At 64.0% G+C, this 21,019-nt stretch carries 13 protein-coding genes; 11 read left to right on the top strand and 2 right to left on the bottom strand.

What is annotated here, in order from left to right:
- Positions 1–2 precede the first annotated feature (2 nt).
- The 11 genes from K6T12_RS13160 (at position 3) to K6T12_RS13110 (ending at position 18,060) form a co-directional block, all read left to right on the top strand.
- The gene (locus K6T12_RS13160; RefSeq protein WP_222223236.1) at positions 3–3,479 is read left to right on the top strand and encodes an indolepyruvate ferredoxin oxidoreductase family protein; all 3,477 of its coding nucleotides are present in this window, start codon (positions 3–5) and stop codon (positions 3,477–3,479) included.
- Positions 3,480–3,609: 130 nt separating this feature from the next.
- Positions 3,610–4,800: an amino acid aminotransferase gene (locus K6T12_RS13155; RefSeq protein ID WP_222223234.1), complete on the top strand. Its 1,191-nt coding sequence runs from the start codon at positions 3,610–3,612 to the stop codon at positions 4,798–4,800.
- Positions 4,801–5,202: 402 nt separating this feature from the next.
- Positions 5,203–8,670, top strand: a complete 3,468-nt coding sequence (locus tag K6T12_RS13150; protein ID WP_222223232.1) for an indolepyruvate ferredoxin oxidoreductase family protein — start codon at positions 5,203–5,205, stop codon at positions 8,668–8,670.
- Positions 8,671–8,723: 53 nt separating this feature from the next.
- Entirely contained in the window at positions 8,724–9,791 is a 1,068-nt protein-coding gene (locus K6T12_RS13145; RefSeq protein WP_222223230.1) for a Leu/Phe/Val dehydrogenase, read from the top strand.
- Positions 9,792–10,054: 263 nt separating this feature from the next.
- Positions 10,055–11,461: a sodium-dependent transporter gene (locus K6T12_RS13140; RefSeq protein ID WP_222223228.1), complete on the top strand. Its 1,407-nt coding sequence runs from the start codon at positions 10,055–10,057 to the stop codon at positions 11,459–11,461.
- Between the two features lie 736 nt (positions 11,462–12,197).
- Positions 12,198–12,851 (top strand): ABC transporter permease, encoded by a 654-nt coding sequence (locus K6T12_RS13135; protein WP_222223226.1) that lies wholly within the window; start codon positions 12,198–12,200, stop codon positions 12,849–12,851.
- Between the two features lie 49 nt (positions 12,852–12,900).
- Positions 12,901–14,055 (top strand): ABC transporter ATP-binding protein, encoded by a 1,155-nt coding sequence (locus K6T12_RS13130; protein ID WP_222223224.1) that lies wholly within the window; start codon positions 12,901–12,903, stop codon positions 14,053–14,055.
- A 14-nt stretch (positions 14,056–14,069) separates the two neighbouring features.
- A complete protein-coding gene (locus K6T12_RS13125) occupies positions 14,070–14,801 on the top strand; it encodes an ABC transporter permease (protein WP_222223222.1) in 732 nt (243 codons plus the stop codon).
- A gap of 70 nt (positions 14,802–14,871) precedes the next feature.
- On the top strand, positions 14,872–15,759 hold the full coding sequence (locus K6T12_RS13120) for a glycine betaine ABC transporter substrate-binding protein (RefSeq protein ID WP_222223220.1): 888 nt from the start codon (positions 14,872–14,874) through the stop codon (positions 15,757–15,759).
- Positions 15,760–15,829: 70 nt separating this feature from the next.
- Positions 15,830–16,666 carry a nitrilase-related carbon-nitrogen hydrolase gene (locus tag K6T12_RS13115; RefSeq protein ID WP_222223218.1) on the top strand — a complete coding sequence of 279 codons (837 nt, stop codon included), beginning with the start codon at positions 15,830–15,832 and terminating at the stop codon, positions 16,664–16,666.
- 65 nt (positions 16,667–16,731) lie between these two features.
- The gene (locus K6T12_RS13110; RefSeq protein ID WP_222223216.1) at positions 16,732–18,060 is read left to right on the top strand and encodes an MmgE/PrpD family protein; all 1,329 of its coding nucleotides are present in this window, start codon (positions 16,732–16,734) and stop codon (positions 18,058–18,060) included.
- A 100-nt stretch (positions 18,061–18,160) separates the two neighbouring features.
- On the opposite strand, the gene K6T12_RS13105 is transcribed toward K6T12_RS13110, so the two are convergent.
- Both K6T12_RS13105 and K6T12_RS13100 read right to left on the bottom strand, forming a co-directional pair.
- Positions 18,161–18,619 carry an REP-associated tyrosine transposase gene (locus tag K6T12_RS13105; protein ID WP_255611719.1) on the bottom strand — a complete coding sequence of 153 codons (459 nt, stop codon included), beginning with the start codon at positions 18,617–18,619 and terminating at the stop codon, positions 18,161–18,163.
- A gap of 342 nt (positions 18,620–18,961) precedes the next feature.
- Entirely contained in the window at positions 18,962–20,932 is a 1,971-nt protein-coding gene (locus K6T12_RS13100; RefSeq protein ID WP_222223214.1) for a methyl-accepting chemotaxis protein, read from the bottom strand.
- Between the last annotated feature and the right edge of the window lie 87 nt (positions 20,933–21,019).

The following is a 21,019-nucleotide window of genomic DNA, read 5'->3' as shown; positions in this document are numbered from 1 at the left end:
CCATGAGCGAGCAGAAGCCGCTGGACGACTACGCGCTGGAAGATCGCTATACCCGTCAGGAAGGACGGGTCTTCATTACCGGTACCCAGGCGCTGGTACGCCTGCCGCTGATGCAACGGCAGATGGACATCCGCGACGGCATCAACAGTGCCGGCCTGATCAGCGGCTACCGCGGCTCGCCGCTGGGTGGCTATGACCAGGAGCTGTGGAAAGCCGGCAAGCTGCTGAAAGAGCACGCCATCGAATTCGTACCCGCCATCAACGAAGACCTCGGCGCCACCATGGTGCTGGGTAGCCAGCAGGTGGAGACCGACGAAGACAAGACCGTCGACGGCGTCTTCGGCCTCTGGTACGGCAAGGGTCCGGGCGTCGACCGCGCCGGCGACGCGCTGAAACACGGCACCACCTACGGCAGCTCGCCGCACGGCGGTGTGCTGGTGGTGGCCGGCGACGACCACGGCTGTGTATCCAGCTCGATGCCGCACCAGTCCGACGTCGCGTTCATGGCCTGGTTCATGCCGACCATCAACCCGGCCAACATTGCCGAGTACTTCGAATTTGGCCTCTGGGGCTACGCGCTGTCTCGCTACAGCGGTTGCTGGGTTGGCTTCAAGGCGATCTCCGAGACCGTCGAGAGCGCCGCCTCCGTCGAACTGAAACCGCTGCCGACCTTCAACATCCCGACCGATTTCACGCCGCCGGAAAGCGGCCTGCACTACCGCTGGCCGGACCTGCCGGGGCCGCAGCTGGAAACCCGTATCGAGCACAAACTGGCCGCCGTGCAGGCGTTCGCCCGTGCCAACCCGATCGACAAGAAGATCTGGTCCGCGTCCAAGCCGAAGCTGGGTATCGTCAGCACCGGCAAGGCCCATCTCGACCTGATGGAAGCGCTGGCGCTGCTCGGCATCGACGAAGCGCGCGCTGAAGAACTGGGCATCGAGATCTACAAGATCGGTCTGGTCTGGCCGCTGGAGCGCAAGGGCATCCTCGACTACGTGCATGGCAAGCAGGAAGTGCTGGTCATCGAGGAGAAGCGCGGCATCATCGAGAGCCAGATCAAAGAGGCGATGTCCGAACCGGACCGTCCGGGCGAAGTGCTGATCACCGGCAAGCAGGACGAGGTCGGCAGCCCGCTGATCCCGTACGTCGGCGAACTGAGCCCCAGCCTGCTGGCCGGCTACCTGGCGCAGCGGCTGAACCGGCTGTTCGGGCTGGACTTCAGCGCCGAGCTGGACGCGATCAACCACAGCGGCGTCGATGCCAAAGACCCGGGCGGCGTACGTCGTCTGCCCTACTTCTGCTCCGGCTGTCCGCACAACAGCTCCACCAAGGTACCGGAAGGCTCCAAGGCGCTGGCCGGCATCGGCTGCCACTTCATGGCCAGTTGGATGGGCCGCGACACCGAATCGCTGATCCAGATGGGCGGCGAAGGGGTCAACTGGGTGGCCAAGTCGCGCTTTACCGGCAACGGCCATATCTTCCAGAACCTCGGTGAAGGCACCTATTTCCACTCCGGCTCGATGGCGATCCGCCAGGCGATCGCCGCCGGCGCCAACATCACCTACAAGATCCTGTTCAACGATGCGGTGGCGATGACCGGCGGCCAGCCGGTGGACGGCCAGATCACCGTCGACGCGATCGCCCAGCAGGTCACCTCCGAAGGGGCCAAGCGGGTGGTGGTGCTCAGCGACGAGCCGGAGAAGTACGACGGACACTTCGACCGCTTCCCGAAAGGGGTCAGCTTCCACCACCGTGACGAGCTGGACGCGATCCAGCGCGAACTGCGCGAGATCAAGGGCGTCACGGTGATCATTTACGACCAGACCTGCGCCGCCGAGAAGCGCCGTCGCCGCAAGCGCGGCCAGTTCCCGGACCCGGCCAAGCGGGTGATGATCAACCACCACGTCTGCGAAGGCTGCGGCGACTGCTCGGTGCAGTCCAACTGCCTGTCGGTGGTACCGCGCCAGACCGAACTGGGCCGCAAGCGCCAGATCGACCAGTCCAGCTGCAACAAGGACTTCTCCTGCGTCAACGGCTTCTGCCCGAGCTTCGTCACCGTCGAAGGCGGCCAGCTGCGCCGCAAACAGGCGCAGGCGGTCGGCGACAGCTTCCACAGCCGCGTCAGCGCCCTGCCGCAGCCGCTCAGCCCGGCGCTGAACGGCAGCTACGACCTGCTGGTCGGCGGCGTCGGCGGTACCGGCGTGGTGACCGTCGGTCAGCTGATCACCATGGCGGCCCACCTGGAAGGCAAGGGCGCCAGCGTGCTGGACTTCATGGGCTTCGCCCAGAAAGGCGGCATGGTACTGAGCTACATCCGCCTGGCCCAGCAGCCGGACCAGTTGAACCAGGTACGGATCGACAACGGCCGTGCCGACGCGCTGGTCGCCTGCGACATGGTGGTAGCCACCTCGCAGAAGGCGCTCAGCGTGCTGCACAAGGATCACACCAAGGCGGTGGTCAACGAGGCCGAGATGCCGACCGCCGACTACGTACTGTTCCGTGACGCCGACATGCAGGGCCGCCAGCGGCTGAACCTGCTGGCCGAGGCGGTCGGCGACAACCGCTTCGACACCATGGACGCCAACCGCATCGCCGAACAGCTGATGGGCAACACCGTATTTGCCAACGTGATGATGCTCGGCTTCGCCTGGCAGCGCGGCCTGATCCCGGTATCGCTGGCGGCGCTGGAGCGTGCCATCGAACTGAACGGCGTGCAGATCGACGCCAACAAAACCGCCTTCGGCTGGGGCCGTCTGGCGGCGGCGGACCGCGACTTCGTCAACCAGGCGGTGACGCCGAAGGCGGAGATCGCCGAAGAAACCCTGGATCAGCGTATCGCCCGCCACAGCGACTACCTGCGCAAGTACCAGAACGGCACCTACGCCGAGCGTTTCGAGCAGCGTATCGCCAAGGTTCGTGCCGCCGAGCAGGCGCTGGGCAACGATGAGCTGACGCTGACCCGCGCCGCCACCGAGCAGCTGTTCCGCCTGATGGCCTATAAAGATGAGTATGAGGTTGCACGGCTGTTCACCGAGACCGACTTCCTGCAGGAGATCGAACAGACCTTCGAGGGCGAGTACAGCATCAACTTCCACATGGCGCCGCCGCTGCTGTCCAACAAGCTGGACAGCAAAGGCCGGCCGAAGAAGCGCAAGTTCGGCCCCTGGATGCTGAAAGGGCTGAAACTGCTGACCGGTCTGCGCGGCATGCGCGGCGGCCTGCTGGACCCGTTCCGCCACAGCGCCGACCGCAAGCTGGACCGCCAGCTGCTGGCCAACTACGAAGCGCTGCTTGACACCCTGGTACGCGACACCAACGCCGACAACCACGCGGTGGCGGTCAAGCTGGCCGCGCTGCCGAATGAAGTACGCGGTTTCGGCCCGGTGCGCGAACAGGCCGCCGAGAAGGTCGCCGAACAGCAGAAGAAATTCCTGGCTGAGCTGAAGCAACCGGTGCAATTCACCGATGCCGCAGCTTAATATGCACCACTTCGTTAACGGCGCCGGGCGATTCCAAGCCCGCCCGGGGGTCCTTTTTCCTTGGCTGAGACAAGGATAAAGGACCCGCCGTTAACACCTTTTTTTGGTACAGGACAGAAGAATAAAAGCTATGTTTGAACATCTGAAAGCTTTGCCGCAGGACCCGATCCTGCAACTGATGCTGCAATACCGTGCCGATGAGCGCAGCAACAAGATTGACCTGGGTATCGGTATCTACAAAGACGAACAGGGCAACACCCCGGTGATGCAGGCGGTCAAGCTGGCCGAACAGCGCCTGCTGGAGCAGGAAACCAGCAAGAGCTACATCGGCCCGGCCGGTTCCGAAGGCTACAACAACGCCGTTGCCGAGCTGCTACTGGGCACCGGCAACCCGCTGCTGAGCAGCGGCCGGTTGACCTATGCCCAGACCCCGGGCGGCTGCGGCGCGCTGCGCATGGCGGCGGAATTCCTGAAGCGTTGCAACGCCGACACCCGGATCTGGGTCAGCAACCCGACCTGGGGCAACCACATCCCGCTGCTGGGCGGTGCCGGCCTCGCTATCGAACAGTACCGATACTATGACAAAAACACCCATGGCGTGGCGTTCGACGAGATGATGGAAGATCTCAAGCAGGCCCGCGCCGGTGACGTGGTACTGCTGCACGGCTGCTGCCACAACCCGAGCGGCGCCGACCTCAGCCTCGAACAGTGGCAGGCGGTCAGCGACCTGGTGGTGGAGAAAGGGCTGCTGCCGTTCGTCGACATCGCCTACCAGGGCCTCGGCCAGGGGCTGGACCAGGACGCCGCCGGCCTGCGGCTGATCGCCGCCGCCGTGCCGGAGATGGTGGTCGCCGCCTCCTGCTCGAAGAACTTCGGCCTGTACCGCGAGCGGACCGGCTTCCTGATGCTGCTGTCGGCCAATGCCGAACAGGCCGCCAACAGCGCCTCACAGTTGTTCAGCACCATCCGCAGCCACTACTCGATGCCGCCGTCGCACGGCGCCGCGGTGGTGGAAACCATCCTCGGCGATGCCGAACTGCGCCAGAACTGGCAGCAGGAGCTGGACGGCATGACCCACCGCATCCTGAACCTGCGCCAGCAGCTGGTGCAGCAGATGGCGCTGCGCGACCTGGACATGGCCTTCATCGCCCAGCAGCAGGGCATGTTCTCGTTCCTCGGCCTGAGCCCGGAACAGGTCGCCCGGATGAAGCAGGAGCACGCCATCTACATGGTCGACTCCAGCCGCGTCAACGTTGCCGGCCTTAACAGCAACAACATCGAAACCATCGCCGATGCACTGGCAAAAGTGATCAAGCAATAATCAGGGAAATCACTGATTTTTCTGTTTGAATATTGATCAAACTTTGATATGGTCTTTCATCGTTCCGCCCCACAAGGGCGGAACAACCTGACCGGCTGACTCGGCCGGCGAGAATAAAAACAATACAGGGCCCAGGCCGTGATCCGGCAATGGGTACGGTGAAATCATGTTGAACTTCCATACCGCGTGTGGCCGCAGTTTCGTTGCGCCATCTGCCCGCTCCGTTTCCGGCGCCGTCCCGGCGCAGACTCCAATACAAGCAGTATCCCAAACCCGGTTCGCGCCGCTCAGCCGCATCTCGTTGCGCCTGATCTGAGCCGATTTTCCGTTCCGTTTTTACTGTTTCGCACCTGAAGCAGCTGCCCCGCTGCAGCCTAACGCCAGGTGTCAGGAGGGATTCCGATGAGCAAGAAGATTACGCTGAACGACAAGTGGGAACAGAGCAGCGGCCGCGTCTACCTGACCGGCAGCCAGGCGCTGACCCGTCTGCCGATGCTGCAGGCCGAGCTGGACAAGCAGAACGGCCACCATACCGCCGGCTTCATCTCCGGCTACCGCGGCTCGCCGCTGGGCGGCTTCGACAAGACCCTGTGGCAGGCACGCCACTACCTGAAAGACCGCAATATCACCTTCCAGCCGGGTATCAACGAAGACCTGGCCGCCACCGCCGTCTGGGGCTCCCAGCAGGCCAATATTTTCGAAGGCGCCAAGTATGACGGCGTGTTCGCCCTCTGGTACGGCAAGGGCCCCGGTGTCGATCGCACCGGCGACGTGCTGAAGCACGCCAACGCCTTCGGCACCACGCCGCTGGGCGGCGTACTGGCGGTGGCCGGCGACGACCACGCCTGCAAGTCCTCCACCCTGCCGCACCAGTCCGACTACGCGTTCATGGACGCGATGATGCCGGTGCTCTACCCCAGCGGCATCCAGGAGATGCTGGACCTGGGCCTGTACGGCTGGGCGATGTCCCGCTTCAGCGGCTGCTGGGTCGGCTTCAAGGCGCTGGCCGAACTGATGGATAGCTCGATCTCCGCCGACCTGGACCCGGCCCGCATCAACATCGTGATTCCGGAAGATTTCGAACTGCCGGCCGACGGCCTCAACGCCCGCTGGCCGGACAAGCCGATGGCCCAGGAAGAGCGGCTGCACAACTACAAGATCCGCGCCGCCCAGGCATTCTGCCGCGCCAACCGGCTGGACAAGATCGTCATCCAGCCGAGCCAGCCACGCCTGGCCATCGTTACCACCGGTAAATCCTACCTGGACGTGCTGCAGGCGCTGGAAGACCTCGGCATCAGCCACGCCCAGGCATCCGAGCTGGGTATCGGCCTGTACAAGGTGGCCATGCCTTGGCCGCTGGAACCGGTCGGCGTGCGCGAATTCGCCCAGGGCTACCCGGAGATCCTGGTGGTCGAAGAGAAGCGCGGCCTGATCGAAGACCAGCTGAGAGACCAGCTGTACAGCTGGCAGGACCAGCAGCGTCCGACCGTGGTCGGCAAGCGTGACGACCAGGGCCGTGAACTGCTGACCTCGCGCGGCGAGCTGACCCCGGCGATGATCGCCCGCGCCATCGCCGCCCGTATCGCGCCGTTCCACAACAGCCAGCAGATCGCCACCCGGCTGAAGTTCCTGGCCGAGAAAGAGGCCGAACTGGCCCAGCCGCGCGCGCTGCTGGAACGCACTCCGCACTTCTGCTCCGGCTGCCCGCACAACAGCTCCACCCGTCTGCCGGAAGGCAGCCGCGCGCTGGGCGGTATCGGCTGCCACTATATGGCCACCTGGATGGACCGCGGCACCGACACCTTCACCCAGATGGGCGGCGAAGGCGCCACCTGGATCGGCCAGGCACCGTTCACCGACAACAAGCACGTGTTTCAGAACCTGGGCGACGGCACCTACTTCCACTCCGGCCTGCTGGCGATCCGCGCCGCCGTGGCGGCCGGCGTCAACATCACCTACAAGGTGCTGTACAACGACGCGGTGGCGATGACCGGCGGCCAGCCGCATGACGGCGAGCTGACCGTGCAGAAGATCAGCCACCAGCTGTACGGCGAAGGGGTCAAGCGGATCGCGCTGGTCTCCGACGAGCCGAACAAGTACCCCAGTCGGGCCGATTTCGCCGACGGCGTCACCTTCCACCACCGCGACGAACTGATGGCGGTGCAGCGCGAGCTGCGCGAGATCGAAGGCTGCACCGCGATGATCTACGATCAGACCTGCGCCGCCGAGAAGCGTCGCCGCCGCAAGCGCGGTCAGATGCCGGACCCGGACAAGCGGGTGGTGATCAACCCGGAAGTCTGCGAAGGCTGCGGCGACTGCGGCGTGCAATCCAACTGCCTGTCGGTGCTGCCGCTGGAAACCGAGCGCGGCCGCAAGCGGCAGATCGACCAGTCCGCCTGTAACAAGGATTTCAGCTGTGTCAGCGGCTTCTGCCCGAGCTTCGTCACCGTCAAGGGCGGCAAGCTGCGCAAGGCGCCGGGGCTGTCCAGCGACACCCAGTTCGCCGAGCTGCCGGAGCCGCAGCTGCCGGATTGCAGCACCCCGTACAACCTGCTGCTGACCGGCGTCGGCGGCACCGGCGTGGTGACCGTCAGTGCGCTGCTGGGCATGGCCGCCCATGTCGAAGGCAAGGGCGTCGGCGTGCTGGACCAGATCGGCCTGGCACAGAAATTCGGCGCGGTGATGAGCCATATCCGCATCGCCAACAGCCAGCAGCAGATCCACACCGTACGTATCCCGGCCGGTGAGACCGACTGCATGATCGGCTTCGACCTGATGGTCGGCGCCAGCGAGGAAGCACTCGGCAAGTTGGACCGCGAACGCAGCTTCGCCATCGTCAACAACCACGAAACCATGCCGGCGGCGTTCACCCGCGAGCCGGACCTGCAGGTGCCGACCGAGGCGATGCAGCAGGCGATCCAGCACGCCAGTCGCGACAGCGACTGCCTGGACGTCACCAAGCTGGCCACCGAACTGATGGGCGACGCCATGGCGGTCAACCTGTTCACCATCGGCTACGCCTGGCAGCTGGGCCGCATCCCGCTGGGCCGCGACGCAATCGAACAGGCGATCGAGCTGAACGGCGCCGCCGTCGACGCCAACAAGCAGGCGTTCCTGTGGGGCCGCCGCGCCGCCCACGACCGCGCCGCGGTGGAAGCGCTGATCAAGCCGGCCAAGGCCGACGCGGTACAGGTACTGCAGTTCGTGCCGGGCCTGGAAGAGATCATCAAGCGTGAAAAACGCCACCTGACCGAGTACCAGAACGCCGCCCTGGCCGACCGCTACGAGGCGCTGGTGCGCGAGGTGCAGCAGCGTGAGAAAGCCGCTGTCGGCGGCGAACGGCTGAGCCGCGCCGTGGCGGAAAACTACGCCAAACTGCTGGCCTACAAGGATGAATACGAGGTGGCCCGGCTGCTCAGTTCCGAGCAGTTCCGCGCCCAGCTGAAGAGCCAGTTCGAAGGCGACTTCGAACTGGAGTTCAACCTGGCGCCGCCGATGATCAGCAAGGTCGACCCGGCCACCGGCCGGCCGAAGAAGCGCAAGTTCAGCGAGCGCGTGCTGCCGGCGTTCCGCCTGCTCAGCAAGCTGCGTACTCTGCGCGGCACCCCGCTGGACCCGTTCGGCTACAGCGCCGACCGCCGGCTGGAGCGCAAGCTGATCCGTCAGTACGAACGCGACATCCGCCAGCTGCTGACCACCTTGAATGCCGCCAACCAGACCGATGCCTGCGCGCTGGCCGAGCTGCCGCAGAGCATCCGCGGCTACGGCCCGGTCAAGGATGCCAACTACGAGAAGGCCCAGCAGCAGCGCGAACAGCTGCTGGCCCGTTTGGCGCCGCAGGCGGAAGTGGCGCAGCGCGCCGCCGTCTGAGCCCCAATACGTAAAGAAATAAAAGAATTAAAGAATTTCAGAGAGACATCAGAATGAGCGTATTCAGCCACAAAGAGTTCGACAACCACGAACAGGTACACTTCTTCTGCGACGCCGAAAGCGGCCTGAAGGCGATCGTCGCCGTGCACAACAGCAACCGCGGCCCGGCGCTGGGCGGCTGCCGGATGTTCCCGTACGCCAGCGACCAGGACGCGCTGACCGACGTGCTGCGGCTGTCCCGCGGCATGACCTACAAGTCGGCGCTGGCCAACCTGGACCTGGGCGGCGGCAAGTCGGTGATCATCGGCGATCCGCGCAAGCACAAGAGCGAGGCGCTGCTGGAAAAGATGGGCCGCTGCCTGGAACAGCTCGGCGGCAGCTACATCGCCGCCGAGGACTCCGGCACCAGCGTGCCGGACCTGCGGGTGATGGGCCGTTACACCAAGAACGTCGCCGGCATCGTCGAGCGCACCGGCATCGACGGCCAGCCGTCCAGCGGCGACCCGTCTCCGGCCACCGCCTACGGCACCTTCATCGGCCTGAAGGCGGCGGTACAGCACCGCCTCGGCCGCAGCGACCTGAGCGGCCTGAAAGTGGCGGTACAGGGTGTCGGCAACGTCGGCTTCCGGCTGGCCCAGCACCTGCACACCGCCGGTGCCGAACTGTTCGTCAGCGACATCCACCAGGATCAGCTGGACCGCGCGGTCGCCGAACTGGGCGCCACCGTGGTGCCGTCCGACCAGATCCTGACGCTGAACGTGGACGTGATCGCGCCCTGCGCAATGGGTGCCATCCTGAACGATGAGATCATCCCGCAACTGAAGGCCGCGGTGGTGGCCGGCGCCGCCAACAACCAGCTGGCCGAAGCCCGTCACGATGCGATGCTGCGCCAGCGCGGCATCCTGTACGCGCCGGACTTCGCAATCAACGCCGGCGGCATCATCGACATCTTCTACGAGCGGGTCGGCCACACCCCGGAGAAGGTGACCGCCCATATCGAAACCATCGCCGACACCCTCAACGAACTGTTCGATCGGGCTGACGAAAGCGGCCGGCCGACCGGCGCGATCGCCAACGAACTGGCCGAGGAACGGTTTGCAACGCGTCATCAAATGGCCTGACGCTTGGCAGCCTTTCGGCCAAGCCCGAAAGGCTGCCAACCCGGCCGGCAGGTCGGCCGGGGCTTTTTTAATTTGTATTAAAAAATGCACCAAACCCAGGTTTACAGCGGGTAGAGGGGGGATCGCTCACACGGCAATCCCCGGGAAGGCGGCCGGAGTCTCACTGGCTCTGCTCCGGCCGCCCTCCAGGGACACCCGCTGACCGAACTGACCGAATCCAATAACCACCTGATCAATAACAATAAGTATTCAGGAGAGCATTTATGACTGATACGACTCAGAGTTACACCGGCAGCGTCGCCGAGGCGCGCCAGGACAACCCGATGTGGTCCGGCCGACTGGCCTTCATCCTGGCCGCCAGCGGCTCCGCCGTGGGCCTTGGCAACATCTGGAAATTCCCCTACATCACCGGCGAAAACGGCGGCGGCGCCTTCGTGATGGTGTACCTGCTGTGCATCGCCGCGATCGGTCTGCCGATCATGATCGCCGAGGTGATGATCGGTCGCCGTGGCGGCCGCAGCCCGATCAACAGCCTGCGGATGCTGACTCAGCGCGACGGCCTCAGCAGCCGTTGGACCTGGGTCGGCTGGATGGGGATTCTATCCTCCTACCTGATCCTGTCGTTCTATTCGGTGATCGGCGGCTGGGCGCTGTCGTACGTCGGCAAGTCGGCCGGCGGCGCCTTCGTCGGCGCTGATTCCGAAGCGATCGGCGGCATGTTCGGCGGTCTGCTGAGCGACCCGTCCAACCTGATGCTGTGGCATAGCGTGTTCATGGCGCTGGTGATCATGATCGTCGCCCGCGGCCTCAAGTCCGGCATGGAGAAAGCGATCAACATCCTGATGCCGCTGCTGTTCCTGCTGCTGCTGGTGATGGTCGGCTATGCACTGGCCACCAGCGAGTTCAGCCACGGTGTCGAGTTCCTGTTCAGCCCGGACTTCTCCAAGCTGACCACCGAAGGGGTACTGACCGCGCTGGGCCACGCCTTCTTCACCCTCAGCCTCGGCATGGGCGTGATGATGGCCTACGGCTCCTTCCTGCCGAAGAACGTCTCCATCGTTAAAACAGCGGTTACGGTCTCGGTGGTCGATACCGTGGTGGCGCTGCTGGCCGGCCTGGCGATCTTCCCGCTGGTGTTCGCCAACGGCCTGGAGCCGGGCGCCGGCCCGGGCCTGATCTTCCAGACCCTGCCGCTGGCGTTCGGCCAGATGACCGGCGGTACCCTGTTCGCCACGCTGTTCTTCTTCCTGCTGGTGGTGGCCGCGGTGACCTCGGCGATCTCGCTGCTGGAACCGGTGGTCGAGTGGCTGGAGGAGCAGAAAGGGATCAGCCGTCTGACCGGCACCCTGATCGGCGGCCTGACCATCTGGGCGCTGGGCATCCTGACCGTGCTGTCGTTCAACGACTGGGCCGACGTGCACCCGCTGGCGTTTATCCCGGCGTTTGAAGGCAAGACCTTCTTCGACATCTTCGACTACCTGACCGCCAACATCCTGATGCCGCTGGGCGGCCTGTTCATCGCCCTGTTCGTCGGCTGGTTCATGAACAAGCAGGCGGTGGAAAACGAACTGTCGCTCGGCCATCCGGCGCTGCAGTCGTTGCTGATGTTCGTGCTGCGCTTCATCACCCCGGTATTGGTACTGGTGGTGTTCCTGTACAACCTGCTGTAAGAGGGACTCAAACAGCTACGTTTGCCACCTTTACCAGCAGATAACCGAACGCGGCTGCAGGAGCCTGTCGGGCTTGGCCGATCGTAACGAGGGAAAGACGCTTTGCGACAGTTTTTGAGTTCTTTTGAGGCGAATAGTGGTTCTATTTAACGAGAAAGAGCTCAGAAAATGACCAAAGCCGGCTTTTCCGCAGTAGATCAGCGCCAAGTCTGACAGGCTCCCTGGGCAGCCGCTGGGCGCCGCCGCACAGCGGCGTCCCGGTCCTGCCGGCCAGGAGCAACTCCCCTGGCTGTTCCGCTAAAGCCGGACAGGGCCTGAGATACCTCAACTCACTTAAGCCAATTTCAGGGCCCCTCGCGGGCCCTTTTTTTGGTTCATCGCGGATTAGCGGGAAACATCCACCTCAGGTGAACAAACGCCGCGTGGGCACCCAAAACGTGCCCACCCTATAAGGCTGGTTCGAGCCTTTCCCCTCCCCGCCCCACTCACCCTTCTATCCTTAAAAAAGAAATTTTTCTTTCGCCTGAGGGATATGGCAAGGTGCGCCCCCGCTCGCCTGTGGATAAGCCGGGCCCGGTTGCCGGCCCACTCAGAACGACGCTTTTCTATCCTAAAATGTCGCAATTTTTTCCAAGGATCCCGGGTGAACGGCGTACTGTTAGGCTGTTGCTGTGGAAAACACGCCCCGGCAGCCGTAGTTCCTATAACAAAAACGCGTGAAAAAGAGAGGCAGACCGTGGAAATATTCGATTTCCTGGCGCAGAACATCGACCTGCTGGTCAAGCTGACCATCGAGCATATCTCGCTGGTCGCCGTGGCAGTCGGCCTGGCCACCCTGACCGGGGTACCGATCGGCATCGCCATTACCCAGAATGAGCGGGTCGCCAACGTGGTGCTCTATATCGCCTCGGTGATCATCACCATCCCCTCCATCGCCCTGTTCGGCCTGATGATTCCGGTACTGTCCGGCATCGGCCACGGCATCGGCTACCTGCCGGCGGTGATCGCGGTGCTGCTGTACTCCCAGCTACCGATCATCCGCAACACCTATACCGCCATCAACAACGTCAACCCGGCGCTGCGCGAGGCGGCCCGCGGCATCGGCATGGCACCGCTGCAGCGGCTGCGGATGGTGGAGATCCCGCTGGCGATCCCGGTGATCATGGCCGGCGTACGCACCGCGGTGGTGATGAATATCGGCGTGATGGCGATCGCCGCCTATATCGGCGCCGGCGGCCTCGGCGTGCTGATCAGCCGCGGCATCTCGCAGAGCGACCCGCGCCAGCTGATCGCCGGCGCCATCGCGGTGAGCGTGCTGGCGATCATCGCCGACTACGCCCTGCTCTGGCTACAGAAACGCCTGACCCCGAAGGGGCTGGAAGCGGCCTGACAGGCCCCCTGACTCCCCCCGTTGCCGACTACCAGACGAGATTCCAACAATGATAAAAATCGACAACCTGACCAAGATTTTCGACACCCCGAACGGCCCGGTGACCGCCGCCGACCATATCCAGATGGAAGTACCGGAGGGCGAGATCTGCGTGCTGCTGGGCCCGTCAGGCTGCGGTAAGACCACCACCCTGAAGATGATCAACCGGATCATCCCGCCGACCTCGGGCAAGGTGTTCATCAACGGCCAGGACACCACCGGCCTGAACACCGTCGACCTGCGCCGCAATATCGGCTATGTGATCCAACAGATCGGCCTGTTCCCGAACATGACCATCGAAGAGAACATCGCCATCGTGCCCAAGCTGTTGGGCTGGGACGCCGCCCGCTACCAGGCTCGCGCCAAGGAGCTGCTGGAGATGGTGGCGCTGGACCCGTCGGTGTTCCTCAAGCGCTTTCCGAAGGAGCTGTCCGGCGGCCAGCAGCAGCGGGTCGGCGTGGCCCGCGCGCTGGCGGCGGACCCGCCGGTGATGCTGATGGACGAGCCGTTCGGCGCCATCGACCCAATCAACCGCGAGGTGATCCAGGACGAGTTCCTGAAGATGCAGCAGGAGCTGAAGAAGACCATCATGTTCGTCAGCCACGATATCGACGAAGCGGTCAAAATGGCCAACCGGATCGCCATCTTCCGCGACGGCAAGCTGGTGCAGTACGACACCCCGGACGACCTGTTGGCCCATCCGAAGAACAAGTTCGTCGAAGACTTTGTCGGCGACGACCGCGCCCTGAAGCGGCTGCGGCTGGTGACTGTCGAGCAGGTGATGGAAAAGCCGGTTTCGGTGACCCCGAACGAGACCCTCGAGCAGGCACTGAAGCGGATGGAAGACCACGGCTACACTCACGCGATCACCATGGTCAACGACCAGCAGCAGCCGATCGGTTACGTCTCCAAGGGGGTCGCCCAGACCACCAAGGGCTACTGCGGCGAGCACTATTTCGGCCTCAAGGGGCTGGCGACCGTCGGCGACGACCTGCGCAAGATCGCTTCGCTGATGTTCACCCACGACACCACCTGGATGCCCTGCGTCGACGCTCAGGGCCGGCTGGTCGGCCAGATCAATCAGCGCGGCATCACCCACTACCTGGGCGCCACCTATCACCGTGACGGCGATCAGGCCTTGTCGCAAAACCTGAAACTGGCCTGAGCCGGGAGGACGTCATGGGAAAACCGGCCATTAAACGCTATCTCTACATCATCGGCCTGATACTGATGTTCCTGATCGGCGCCGAGTTGCAGCAGGATGGCTTCATCGACGAGATGCTGAGCTACCAGGAGGATGTGATCTACCTGGCCTGGCAGCATATCGAACTGGTGGCGCTCTCCGGCAGCATCGCGATCCTGATCGCCATCCCGCTGGGTATCCTGCTCAGCCGGCCGCGCCTGGCCCACATCGCCGAGACCGCCATGCAGGGCCTTAACATCGGTACCACGGTGCCGACCCTGGCGATCCTGGCGCTGTCGATGAGCCTGCTCGGTATCGGCACCCTGCCGGCGGTGTTCGGCCTCTGCATCGCCTCGCTGCTGCCGATCGTACGCAATACCTACACCGGCCTGCGCGAGGTGCCGGCTCACCTGAAGGAGGCGGCATCCGGCATCGGCATGACCGCCAACCAGATGCTGCTGAAGGTGGAGCTGCCGAACGCCCTGTTCGTAATCTTCGCCGGCATCCGCATCGCCCTGGCGGTGAATGTCGGCACCGCGCCGCTGGCATTCCTGATCGGCGGCGGCGGCCTCGGCGAGCTGATCTTCACCGGCATCGATCTGGACGAACCCTACATGATGCTGGCCGGGGCGATCCCGACCGCATTGATGGCCATCCTGGTGGATATCCTGATCGCCGCGCTGGCCCTGCTGATCGTGCCGAAAGGCGTCAATCCACTGCGAAGCTGAACCAACGCCGGTGAGACCCACCGGCCATTGCCCTACAAAAATGCCCGAACAAAAATAACAGGAGCACAAGATGCTGAAACAGATCCGTAAACTGGCCGCAGCCAGCCTGATGACCCTCGCAGCCACCCTGCCGGCCCAGGCCAGCGAACTGGTGATCGGCGGTAAGAACTTCACCGAACAGCAGCTGCTGACCGAGATCACCGCCCAGTACCTGGGCCATCAGGGCTACGACGTGGAGCGTCGCGCCGGCATGGGCAGCGCGGTGCTGCGCAAGGCCCAGGAGAACGGCCAGATCGACCTGTACTGGGAGTACACCGGCACCTCGCTGCTGAACTACAACAAGGTCAAGGAGAAGGTGCCGGCAAACGAGGTCTACGGCCGGGTCAAGGCGTTGGACGCCAAGAAGGGGCTGGTCTGGCTGAACCCGTCCGCCGCCAACAACACCTACGCCCTGGCGATGCGCCGTGACGATGCCGAAAAGCGCGGTATCAGCACCCTCAGCGACCTGGCCAAGGCGGTCAACAGCGATGCCGGCCTGGTGCTGGCGGTGAACGCCGAGTTCTACGCCCGCAAGGACGGCCTCAAGCCGTTGCAGAAAGCCTATGACTTCAAGTTCCCGCGTAAGGATATCAAGCGGATGGATTCCGGCCTGACCTACACCGCGCTGAAGGAGAAGGAAGTGGACGTGGCACTGGTGTTCGCCACCGACGGCCGTATCCCGGCGTTCGGCTTCAAGGTGCTGCAGGACGATAAGAACTACTTCCCGGAGTACGCCATCACCCCGGTGGTGCGTGAGCAGACCCTGAGCCAGAACCCGCAGCTGGCCGATCAGCTGAACAAGCTGTCTGCCCGGATCGACGGCGACCGGATGTCCGAACTGAACGCCCGGGTCGATGTCGAGCGCCAGTCGGTCGAACAGGTTGCCGCCGACTTCCTGAAGGAAGCGGGCCTGAACTAAGAACCCGCACCGGGAACCGCCCGAGGGCGTTCCCGGTGCCTAACCAACCCAGTCAGGTATGGAGCACCTCATGTCTTCATCCGTACTTCGTGCCAGCGTCGCCCAGATCAATGTCGAACTGCTCGAGCTGGACGCCAACCTGGCCAAGCACGCCGACTATATCCAGCAGGCCCGCCAGCAGGGCAGCGAGCTGCTGCTGTTCCCGGAACTCTCGCTGACCGGCTACCAGCTGGGCCGCGACACCCCGCGGGCGGCGATGCGCGACGACGATGAGCGGCTGCACCAGTTGGCCGCATTGGCGCCGGAACTCTGCGTGCTGGTCGGTTTTGTCGAACAGGCCTCGCCGGGCGAGTACTACAACGCCATGGCGGTGCTTCAGCACGGCCGGGTGCTGGCGGTGCATCGCAAGCTGAACCCGCCTACCTACGGCGGCCTTGAAGAGGGCAAATGGTACAGTCGCGGCCAGCGGCTGACCCGCAGCGAGATCCGCCGCCACTGGAGCGCCAGCACGCTGATCTGCGCCGACCTCTGGAACCCGGCGCTGGTGCACTGCGCGCTGCTGCAACGGCCGGAGCTGCTACTGGCGCCGATCAACTCCGCCTCGGCGATCGTCAGCGACGAGTTCTCCAACGAACAGAACTGGCTGACCAACGTCGGCTTCTACGCGATGACCTACGGCACCCCGCTGCTGATGGCCAACCGCTACGGCGCCGAGAAGGACGCCTGGTTCTGGGGCGGCAGCCGGATTCTGGGGCCGCGCGGCGAAACCCTGGCCGAGGCCGGCGACGGCGAGATGCTGATCAGCGCCGAACTGACGCTGGACGATATCGCCGCCGCCCGCTTCGACCTGCCGACCATCCGCGATGCCGATACGCCGCTGATCCGCCGGCTGCTCGACGAGCTCTGAACTAACTTCTTACCAACACCACAAATGGGGCCCGCACAGGCGGGCACCAAGGGACCCCCATTGCCATGAAAACCGTCAGCGATTTTATCCACAGATTGCAGTTTGACGAGTTACCGGCCGAGGTGGTCGAACAGGCCAAGATCTGCTTGCTCGACCTGCTCGGCGTCGCCGTGGCCGGCCACGCCACCCGCTTGAGCCGTATTCTCGGCGACTTCGTCGCCAGCCAGTATCCCGGCGACGTGCCGCTGCTGTTCAGCGATAAGCGGGCCAGCGCCTGCGGCGCCGCGCTGTTTGGCGGCATGCTGATCGACAGTATCGACGCCCACGACGGCCAGGTACTGACCAAGGGCCATGTCGGCGTGGCGATCCTGCCGGGGCTGCTGGCGGCAGCCGAGCAACGCCAGCTGGACGGCAAGGAGCTGCTGACCGCGCTGGTACTGGGCTACGAGATCGCCACCCGGGCCGGCATCGCGCTGCACGCTACCGCCGCCGATTACCACACCTCCGGCGCCTGGAACAGCATCGGCGTGGCCGCGGTGGTCGCCCGCCTGCACGGCCTCGACGCCGAGCAGACCTGGCAGGCGCTCGGCAGCGCCGAGTTCTACGGCCCGCGCAGCCAGATGATGCGCTGCATCGACCACCCGACCATGGTCAAGGACGGCTCCGGCTGGGGCGCGTTGACCGGCATCAGCGCCGCACTGCTGGCCGAGGCCGGCTTCACCGGCGCACCGGCGGTAACGCTGTCGGCGCCGGAGGTGGCATCGATCTGGGCCGACCTGGGCCAGCGCTGGTATATCCTCGAACAGTACTTCAAGGCCTACCCGGTGTGCCGCTGGGCCCAACCGGCGGTGGAAGCGGTGCGCCAGCTGCGCGCCGAACACCAATTCGCGCCGGCCGAGATCGAACAGATCGATATCCACAGCTTCCACGAAGCGACCCGGCTGCACGTGCGCCAGCCCGACACCACCGAACAGGCCCAGTACAGCCTGCCGTTCTCGGTCGCCTGCGCACTGCTGGATGACGTGGTCACCGCCCAGGCGGTGGCGGAAACCGACCAGGGGCTGTTCAACCCGGCGCGGCGGGCGCTTAGCAACAGGGTGGTCACCCACGAAGTGGCCGACTACAACGCGCTGTTCCCGGCCGAGCGCTGGGCCCACGCCCGCATCCGGCTGAAGGATGGCCGCGAACTGCTGTCCCGGCCGGCCATCGCCCGCGGCAACCCGGAGAACCCGCTCAGCCGCGACGAGCTGATCGACAAATACCAGACCCTGGCCGGCCCCGCCCTGCCAAGCGAGGTGCTGGCCGCCATCCGCGACCGGAGCCTGGCGCTGGACAGCCATTCGGAAAGTGCGCTGAAAGAGTACCTGGCACTGCTGGCCACGCCGGTGGCCTGAAACCTTTGCTGATTCCTATCGCCCTGTCGCCCTGTCGCCCACAGAGTGGGCTGCTACGAAGATAGATTTGTAGCAGCCCACTCTGTGGGCGACTTTGTTTTCAAACCCACACCGCATCCCACAGCGAGTACTCCCTCACCGTTCGAACCAGCCTGGCACGTAAAGGATTCGCCACGATATACCGAGCAAAGTCGATAACTTGAGACTCATGCCTTACGGCCTTGTCATGAAAGCCACGGGACCAATCCTTGTCTTCACCCTGTCTGCATTGATTGATCAAGCGGGTCGATCGACTTTTCATGAAACGTACGGTCTGTGACAGGCTGTACGCGTCGCGTAGATGCAGCAGCCAATGCAGGTGATCAAGCATCAACACATACGCTAGAGTCTCTGCGGATTGTTCCGACTCCATCAATGCTTGCACTACGCAACGCCCAAATTGGAGATCGGTAAAGAGCTCTGATCGGTTCCGGGTGACCACGGTAACCAGATAGATTTGATCGGGGGTGGAGTAACGTCCTTTTCGCAGGTCTTGGCTGCGAAAGAGTGATGGGGCCATGTGCAACATCCATGTTGATCGATTGGCAGGAAATCAGCGTAGCACGGATATCAAATTGGACAATGGGTCGCCCACAGAGTGGGCTGCTACACAGTCCGTAGGTTCGGATGAGGGACGAATCCCAACAAGAAAGCTCTCCGGGGGGATCCGTTGGGGTTCGCAAGCTCCCCCCAACCTACTCGCTGCTTTGGTGTGGTGAGAAATCAGCAAGAATTCCAACCACAACTGCTGTAAAAGGCCGTTGTGGCCGGAATCGAGAGATGGTATCTACGGAGAGAGATTTGTAGCAGCCCACTCTGTGGGCGACATAATTCAGGTACCAAAAAGAACGCACCGCCCTCCCTAAACCCTGAACCGCTCCAGCTGCTGCTGTTGCCGCACCGCCCGCTGCGCCAGCTCGGCGCTGCGCTCGGCCACGGTGCCGGCGTGGTCGGCGCTTTGACGGGCCTGGTCGGCGATCTCCGCCACCCGCCGGTTGATATCGCTGCAGGCGGTACTCTGCTGTTCGGTGGCGGCGGCAATTTCGGTGGTTAGGGTGTCGACTTGCTGCAGGGTGGCGGCGATATTCTGCAACGACTGGCGGATCTGCGTCGCCTGATCGCTGCAGTGCTCCACGCTCTGGTAACTGCCGTCGATCAGCTCGGCGGAGGTGGCGCTGTCGCGCTGGATCAGCTCCACCATCTGCTGAATCTCGTGGGTCGACTGCTGAGTGCCGATCGCCAGCGAGCGCACCTCGTCGGCCACCACCGCAAAGCCGCGTCCGGCATCGCCGGCCCGCGCCGCCTCGATGGCGGCATTCAACGCCAGCAGGTTGGTCTGGTTGGCAATGCCGTCGATCACCTCGACAATACTGTCGATCCGCGCGCTGTTGCGGCGCTGACTGCTGACCACCTGCTGCGCCTGCCTCAACTGATCGGCCAGGTCCACCACCTGGCGGTTGTTGGCCGCCACCAGCGCGACGCACTGCTGTGCCAATTGGTTGATCTGCGCAGTGCCCTGGCGGCTCATGGCGGCGCGCTCGGCCACCTCCTGTACCGCCTGATTCATCTGGGTCATCGCCACTGCCACCTCGCCGGTGGCCCGTTGCTGCTGTTCGCTGCTGCCGGCACAGTGCCGGCTCAGGGCCGCGCTGCTGTCCGCTTCGCCGACAATCTCGCCGGCTTCTAGGCTAATAGCGCTGATCAGCCGCTGCCAGTGCTCGGCCAGCTGGTTGCTCCAGCCGATCAACTGGCCAAACTCGTCGGCCCGGCTCAGCTCGCAGCGCTGGCGCAGCTCGCCCTCGCTGAGCTGGCCCATAAAGCGGTTCACCTGCTGCAACGGCTGGCGGATACTGCGCACCACCCAGGAAGCGGTCAACGCCGCCAGCAGCACACCCAGCAGTAGGATCACCGCCACCTGCCAACGTCCCCTCAATACGCTATGGTCAGCCTGCCGCTGGGCCCGCTCGACCTGCTGCTCCACATGCTGCTGCAACGCCTGCAGCATCGGTGTCACCGCCCGCCCCTGGACAGCCAGCTGTTGCAGGCTCTGGCTACGGTCAGCCGTCAGTAGCAGCAGCGACCGCTTGTTCGCCAGCAGGCCGCCGGCCACCAGGGTTTTATCAAGCGCAATCAGAAACGGTTGCAGCTCTGCTGCGTTATCCTCGCCCAGCTCCGGCAGCCGTTCAGCCAGCTTGCTAAGGCTACGCTGTAGCCGTTGCTGTTCCGGTACCAACCCGGCAGCCTCGTCGGCCCGTCCGACCCAGGCAAAGGACGACAAGATGAAACCGGTCTCCTTGCGCATCGCGGCGGCGGCCCACTGCTGCTGCGGCTGGTCGGCGTAGTCCGCCAGGCTGGCCAGTTCGTCCTCCAGCTCGGCGGCCTTGTCGAGCGCATCGTTCAGCTGGCGACGAAATTCGCCGCCTTTCGCCAGCCACTGTTCATGCAATTGCAGCTGCCGCTGCGCCTGTTGTTGCATCTGCTCCGCCTGGGCCAGCAGCGGCGCGCCCAGTGTCTCCGGCAGACCGCTGTCGGCCAGCTCCGCCAACTGCTGTTGCAGCCGTGGAAGACGTTGCTCGATCTGCTGACGATACGCTTGCAGCCGTTCAGGCTGATCTTCATGGGCATGCTGCAACAGCAGGATGTTCAGCTGCTGCAGTTGGCTGCTCAGCTGACCGGCACTGCGCAGCTGCGGCATATTGCGGCTGTTGATCTGCAGCAGCTGTTCAGAAAGGCTGTGCGAGTTGAACAGCGCCGTCAGGCCCAGCAGCCCGAGCAGCAACAGCAGCAGCGCAAAACCACCACCAATCCGCCAGGAGACATTCAGTGTCTTCATAAAAATCCGTCTCTTTTATTTTTTATTAGGGATCTCGGGTCTTACCTTGTAGGAGGAACTCCGGCCGGGCAGATTTAGCCGCAACCT

Origin of the sequence: Marinobacterium arenosum, from assembly GCF_019795155.1 — a bacterium.
GTDB classification, from domain to species: domain Bacteria; phylum Pseudomonadota; class Gammaproteobacteria; order Pseudomonadales; family Balneatricaceae; genus Marinobacterium_C; species Marinobacterium_C arenosum.
The sequence above is the reverse complement of the archived record's forward strand: the minus strand, read 5'-3'. Positions and strand labels throughout refer to the sequence as shown.

Coding starts and splice junctions, on each gene's coding strand:
- K6T12_RS13160 (WP_222223236.1), top strand. CDS start 3: ATGAGCGAGCAGAAGCCGCTGGACGACTACGCGCTGGAAGATCGCTAT.
- K6T12_RS13155 (WP_222223234.1), top strand. CDS start 3,610: ATGTTTGAACATCTGAAAGCTTTGCCGCAGGACCCGATCCTGCAACTG.
- K6T12_RS13150 (WP_222223232.1), top strand. CDS start 5,203: ATGAGCAAGAAGATTACGCTGAACGACAAGTGGGAACAGAGCAGCGGC.
- K6T12_RS13145 (WP_222223230.1), top strand. CDS start 8,724: ATGAGCGTATTCAGCCACAAAGAGTTCGACAACCACGAACAGGTACAC.
- K6T12_RS13140 (WP_222223228.1), top strand. CDS start 10,055: ATGACTGATACGACTCAGAGTTACACCGGCAGCGTCGCCGAGGCGCGC.
- K6T12_RS13130 (WP_222223224.1), top strand. CDS start 12,901: ATGATAAAAATCGACAACCTGACCAAGATTTTCGACACCCCGAACGGC.
- K6T12_RS13125 (WP_222223222.1), top strand. CDS start 14,070: ATGGGAAAACCGGCCATTAAACGCTATCTCTACATCATCGGCCTGATA.
- K6T12_RS13120 (WP_222223220.1), top strand. CDS start 14,872: ATGCTGAAACAGATCCGTAAACTGGCCGCAGCCAGCCTGATGACCCTC.
- K6T12_RS13115 (WP_222223218.1), top strand. CDS start 15,830: ATGTCTTCATCCGTACTTCGTGCCAGCGTCGCCCAGATCAATGTCGAA.
- K6T12_RS13110 (WP_222223216.1), top strand. CDS start 16,732: ATGAAAACCGTCAGCGATTTTATCCACAGATTGCAGTTTGACGAGTTA.
- K6T12_RS13105 (WP_255611719.1), bottom strand. CDS start 18,619: ATGGCCCCATCACTCTTTCGCAGCCAAGACCTGCGAAAAGGACGTTAC.
- K6T12_RS13100 (WP_222223214.1), bottom strand. CDS start 20,932: ATGAAGACACTGAATGTCTCCTGGCGGATTGGTGGTGGTTTTGCGCTG.